Source organism: Paenarthrobacter sp. AR 02, assembly GCF_021538675.1.
In the GTDB taxonomy this organism is placed as follows: Bacteria; Actinomycetota; Actinomycetes; order Actinomycetales; family Micrococcaceae; genus Arthrobacter.
This window is the reverse complement of the sequence record NZ_JAJUKH010000018.1, coordinates 1-2,337: the sequence shown is the minus strand read 5'-3', so window position 1 is coordinate 2,337 and position 2,337 is coordinate 1. Positions and strand designations below refer to the sequence as shown.

General features: G+C 61.5%; 2 protein-coding genes. One reads left to right on the top strand and one right to left on the bottom strand.

All coding sequences use genetic code 11. The annotated features are described in order from the left end of the window. Positions 1-401 precede the first annotated feature (401 nt). Complete coding sequence (locus LRQ04_RS20455) at positions 402-995, top strand: HhH-GPD-type base excision DNA repair protein (protein ID WP_235522136.1); 594 nt, start codon at positions 402-404, stop codon at positions 993-995. A 59-nt stretch (positions 996-1,054) separates the two neighbouring features. On the opposite strand, the gene LRQ04_RS20450 is transcribed toward LRQ04_RS20455, so the two are convergent. Then, entirely contained in the window at positions 1,055-1,969 is a 915-nt protein-coding gene (locus LRQ04_RS20450) for a patatin-like phospholipase family protein (RefSeq protein WP_235522135.1), read from the bottom strand. Positions 1,970-2,337 lie beyond the last annotated feature (368 nt).

The following is a 2,337-nucleotide window of genomic DNA, read 5'->3' as shown; positions in this document are numbered from 1 at the left end:
CGAAACCAGCTGAAAACCAGCCCACCACACACGGGGGTGCATGACAGAACTGGCATAAATTTCAACCAATCAAAAAACAATCGGTATCAACAAACTTGGCACACTATTGAGTTCTCAAACAACAGACCCCCCAAAACATCCCCCCACCGGAACACCACACAAAGCAGCGCACCACAACAGGGCCATTGGAAAAGAAGAGTTATTTTTGGCCGCCTACCGAACCGTACACACCTTCCGGCTTTCCGTTTCGCACCCGGCGACTCAGAAAACAATACACGCCCCACACCCCCAACGCAAATCCACCCCCAACACCCCACCCCAACCACCCACCAAACCCCCACCAACCCGCCGTCGAACACCAACCAGATGGCGTCATGACGCCGGCAAGCAGTGGTGGGAGGATGGGTCCCATGGAACTGCACATCACAGGCGATGCCGCCGCCGACCAACTACTCAGCGACGACGCATTCGCATTGCTGACAGGCATGCTGCTTGATCAACAGGTAACGATGGAATCGGCTTTCGCCGGTCCGGAGAAGATCCGCACGCGCCTTGGATCCTTTAGGCCCGAAACAATTGCCGCGTATGACCCCGCTGGATTCGTGGACGTCTTCAAGGAGCGACCCGCCGTCCACAGGTTCCCCGGTTCCATGGCCGCCAGAGTCCAGGCGTTGGCGGAAACCGTCCACCTTGACTGGAATGGTGACGCCGCGTCCATCTGGACCAGCGGGTCCCCGGACGGCCCTGAAGTACTACGCCGCCTCAAGGCCCTGCCCGGTTTCGGCGAACAAAAGGCGAAGATCTTCCTGGCCCTTCTCGGCAAGCAATGCGGACTTCAGGCCGAAGGTTGGCGGGAGGCCGCAGGCCATTACGGGGAGGAGGGTTCGTACCTTTCCGTCGCCGACATCGTGGATCCGGAATCCTTGGTTAAGGTACGCGCCAGCAAGCAAGCGGCCAAGGCAGCTGCCAAAGCCGCAAAGGCAACCAGCGCCTAGCTATCCTCAAAGCCACGGGCAAAGAAGGGCTCCCACAACCGTGGGAGCCCTTCTTCAGCTCAGCCCCAGAACCCGCCAAGCCTCCCCGCCAGGTCCATGCCTTGGTCGTAGCCCGCTTGGGCCGCTGCCGGGCGCAGCGAAATGTCCATCGCATTCCCACCAAACAGGTGCTCAGCGTCAGGGTCCGGGAAGATCGTCTCGACCCCACTGCCACCTGCACGAAGGGTGTCGACCTGCGTCGCCAGGTGCATGCCCCATTCCACCGGCTGCAGGGATCTCCCGCCGAAAGGCGACAGGACAAGTACCCGCTCATACCCGGCCGCCAGATCGGCGTTCTCGGCGTTCGACCGGTAGCCGCCGTCGAGGTACCAATGGTCTCCGACCCGGTAGGGCCTCGAGCTCGAGCAGCTGGCCGCAACGGCATCCACCAACTCAACGCCACTTCCTCGATCGAAAACGGCAGGGTCGCCGGTTTCGGCATCAACGGCCGTGATGAGTACCTGCCTATCCGGCCAACGTTGGTCCAGGAGCCGGGACGCCACAACAGCACGCCATTTCGCTTGCCAGGTATCGTCCGCCGCGGCCTCGGACTCCATGGCAGCCGCCCCCAGCCGACGGCGCATGTCGGCCGCACCGCTGGAGGAGGAGATGATGTGGTTCATCCTGGCCAAGTGGCTCGACACCGGCGACGGACGGCCACGGTCAGCTCCAGCCGAGGCCGGGCGCCGTAAGGCTTCAGGAACAGGCGCGACGGCGGCCGCGAACAGTTCCGCAGGTGCCGATGCGGCTATCTGTGCTGCTGCAGTCGATCCAGCCGACGTTCCTACAATGAGGTCGGGGTTGGTGACGTCAACCCCGGAAGCGTGGAGGCCGGCTATAACGCCGATGAGCCAGGCGTTGCCGGTGGATCCCCCGCCTCCGAGTACCAGCGCAGTATGGGAACTACGCACTGTTGAAGAAGATGATGTGTTCATTGGAGTTGCCTTTCGCAAATTGCGGATCACGGCACTCCCGGAGGCGACTACTTCAATCGCCCGATCGTGGACAACAAGGGAGCGCCCACTATGGATACTGCGTTCATGGGTCTCACCTCCTGTCGAAGAATCACGATCACTGAAAAACTAGCACGCGAGCCGAGCCGCACGCACGCTTAACGGCAAAAAGCCTCCCGGTGTGTGGAGGCCTTTATGGAGTTGCTGCGCGGTGTTTCCGGTGTGGTTGTTAAATGTGGGAGACCCCCCGACCCGTGTGGGTTGGGGGGTCTCGACCTTAATGGTTGTCCGGCGGTGTCCTACTCTCCCACACCCTCCCGGGTGCAGTACCATCGGCGCTGTGGGTCTTA

Bases quoted from the DNA above. Each gene is read 5' to 3' on its own strand.
- LRQ04_RS20450 (WP_235522135.1), bottom strand. From the start codon at position 1,969: ATGAACACATCATCTTCTTCAACAGTGCGTAGTTCCCATACTGCGCTG.
- LRQ04_RS20455 (WP_235522136.1), top strand. From the start codon at position 402: ATGGGTCCCATGGAACTGCACATCACAGGCGATGCCGCCGCCGACCAA.